The following is a 2,660-nucleotide window of genomic DNA, read 5'->3' on the forward strand; positions in this document are numbered from 1 at the left end:
CGCTCATTTGCGACTCCCTTATGTTAACACTTTTGTTTTTCAATGTCAACTAAGTTTTTTATTTCGTTTGTCGCGTTTTGCGTTGTTGCTATCGGCGACTCGTATAATATTACACCCCCATATACTAATAGTCAATAGTTTTTAAAAAAGTTTTTTCATAAAGACATGATTTATTGTAGCGCATTACTAACATACGAAACACAATATTGAAACTTCACTAAATCCAGGCAATACTCCTACCTCAAATAGTAGTATTGAATAAAAGATCATTACCTCCTCTCTCTTAATCTATTTCTCTAATGCATTTTCAATTTAATGCAGCCCAATCTTTACATTTGATAGATCCTATTCCTTTTATCTAAGCTAATAAGCTTACTTTATAACGTGCGAACTATTTTATCATTTTAAACGAGAAGACTATGAGGCGTATTATATCGTGAAATGCTTAGTCGATGTACCTGAAAATCCTCACATGAATTATAGTAAATCGGATGGCGCAATTGGTGTGGATTGCAATCTTGAGCATTTTACTTGGGTCAATGTAACGAAGGCTGGAAATTATAAGGGGAGTGGTTCCCTCCGTTTTTCTATTATGGAGAATTCCACTGGACAAATCACAAAGATAATCGAGATGGAAGTAAGCGAGCGAATGAAGAGCATGTTTACTTCTGAGAAAATGACAAGTGCAATCCTTAGTCGCACAGATAAAAGGGGCGCGGCTGTCTTTCTAGTGAATCCCACCTACACTTCGATCTCAGGAAAGATGAAATATATGCGGAAATTCGGGTCTCCATTCATCAATCCACGGCTATTACGATTGGTCGCTGGGGATTAGGGTATAAAGAAAAAGTGCCTAGGGTGTTGCGGCCTTATATTCTAAAGGAAGACGCACATCACTGGAATCAATGGCATCAATTAAACAATCGATTGGATATTCGTACGCATCATTTCTATCAGCTATACGATGTAAATAACAGAGATTCCATCACACAAACTTTCTTGGGACATTGTTGTAACGAGTTATAACATTTATGTAAGAGAACTAAAAGATTTCGGTATCGCTACAGAATCCACCATTCAAGATGTCCTAGAAAAGGTGCGAGAGAAAAAGGAGAACAAGTTACCCTGCGGTTCTGTTTAAAAATTAAGCTGATAATAATAAAAGGACCAAGATTTGGTCTTTTTACTATATGTATTGTTACTCTCCCGCTATAACGAAATATCCGTATTAAAGAATTCCGAGTAGTCCTGTAAATGATAATCAGCTAAATCACTTTGACTTCGGAAATGCACGTTGAAATTCCTAATTCTTTTGCAGGTAATAAATCTATATAAATTTCAAATAGCCATAAGGAGAATTCCATTCATCCAAAGATTCAACATTCATAAATTCAATCCTATATAACTATGGTGAATACTTAAGCACTTATTGAGGGAATACATTTACTATATAAATGAACCATTATCATAAATGCATTTAGATAAGTACTAATGTATCAAAATAAACTGCATGCACAAACCCCACAGAAGTTGCACGAGTTTCTGTGGGTTAAAAATTACATCAAGAGATTATTAATGTTTCTGTATATGACATTTAAAACCTATTCATCTATTACCTTATACACTGCATAATAGATGAAGGGAACTATTGTTCTTTTAAAGATACTGAACAGCTACCATCCGCACAAAAAGCATCGTCTGTATCATCTGATGAAAGATCTTGAAATTGAGGCTTAGGGTTCTCTTCTTCCCACACCTTTTGAAGCGCACCAACAAATGTTTCAAGTGGTTGTGCACCTGAAATAGCATATTTTTGATTAATAATGAAATAAGGTACTCCGGTAATTTTATATTGTTGGGCAATTCCTTCGTCAATTCGAACATCATTTGCATAAGCATTTTTATTATTTAAAATTTTTAAAGCTTCTTGCCTATCTAAGCCTGAGGCATCAGCAATATCAGCAAGTGTTTCCACATCACTTAAATTTTTAGATTCAGTAAAATATGAAAAAAGCAGATTTTCTATAATACTCTTTTCTTTTCCATGATCTTTTGCAAACTTTGCCAAACGATGCGCATCAAAGGTGTTCGTCGGTTTCATTTCTTCAAAATTAAAAGTTAAACCCACACTAGCTGCCTGATGACCTATTTGGATACTATTTTGCTTCGCTTCTTCAATACCTATCCCATACTTTGATGCAATTACTTCATGAATACTTATTCCAGAATAGATTGGAGCATTTTGATCTAATTCAAAGCTTTTAAACTCAACATCAACATCATTTTTATGTGGAAATTGCTCTAAAGCCTTTTCTAACCTACGCTTCCCAATATAACAAAACGGACATACAAAATCCGACCAAACTTCAATTTTCATACTAACACCTCTTTAAATTTAGGTTTCAATTATTGTAGCACGGGCATTGAAGAATTCAAAAATTTATGCTTCAAGAGGGCTAGACTTATAGTATCAGTATGTTTCTATAGAATATACATTATATTATTAAACACAAAAAAGACGAGTCATTCTGACTCGTCTTAAGCTTGCTTGGCGACGTCCTACTCTCACAGGGACAAGGTCCCAACTACCATCGGCGCTAGAGAGCTTAACTTCCGTGTTCGGTATGGGAACGGGTGTGACCTCTCTGCCATCATCACCA

Annotated in this window: 1 protein-coding gene, 1 rRNA gene and 1 pseudogene; 1 reads left to right on the top strand and 2 read right to left on the bottom strand. The window is 35.2% G+C overall.

The window, feature by feature from the left end; translation table 11 throughout:
* Positions 1-412: 412 nt before the first annotated feature.
* Positions 413-1,026: pseudogene (locus ACX5JI_RS26340) on the top strand (IS200/IS605 family accessory protein TnpB-related protein); the annotation flags it as partial.
* 619 nt (positions 1,027-1,645) lie between these two features.
* On the opposite strand, the gene ACX5JI_RS26345 reads toward ACX5JI_RS26340, so the two are convergent.
* Together ACX5JI_RS26345 and rrf are read right to left on the bottom strand one after the other, a co-directional pair.
* The gene (locus tag ACX5JI_RS26345; protein WP_459503926.1) at positions 1,646-2,377 is read right to left on the bottom strand and encodes a DsbA family oxidoreductase; all 732 of its coding nucleotides are present in this window, start codon (positions 2,375-2,377) and stop codon (positions 1,646-1,648) included.
* A 169-nt stretch (positions 2,378-2,546) separates the two neighbouring features.
* Positions 2,547-2,660, bottom strand: a 5S ribosomal RNA gene (gene rrf, locus ACX5JI_RS26350); the annotation flags it as partial.

It is taken from the genome of Bacillus sp. C1, from assembly GCF_054570475.1.

What these genes read in the sequence shown, in the direction of transcription:
- ACX5JI_RS26345 (WP_459503926.1), bottom strand. Translation starts at nt 2,377, where the DNA reads ATGAAAATTGAAGTTTGGTCGGATTTTGTATGTCCGTTTTGTTATATT.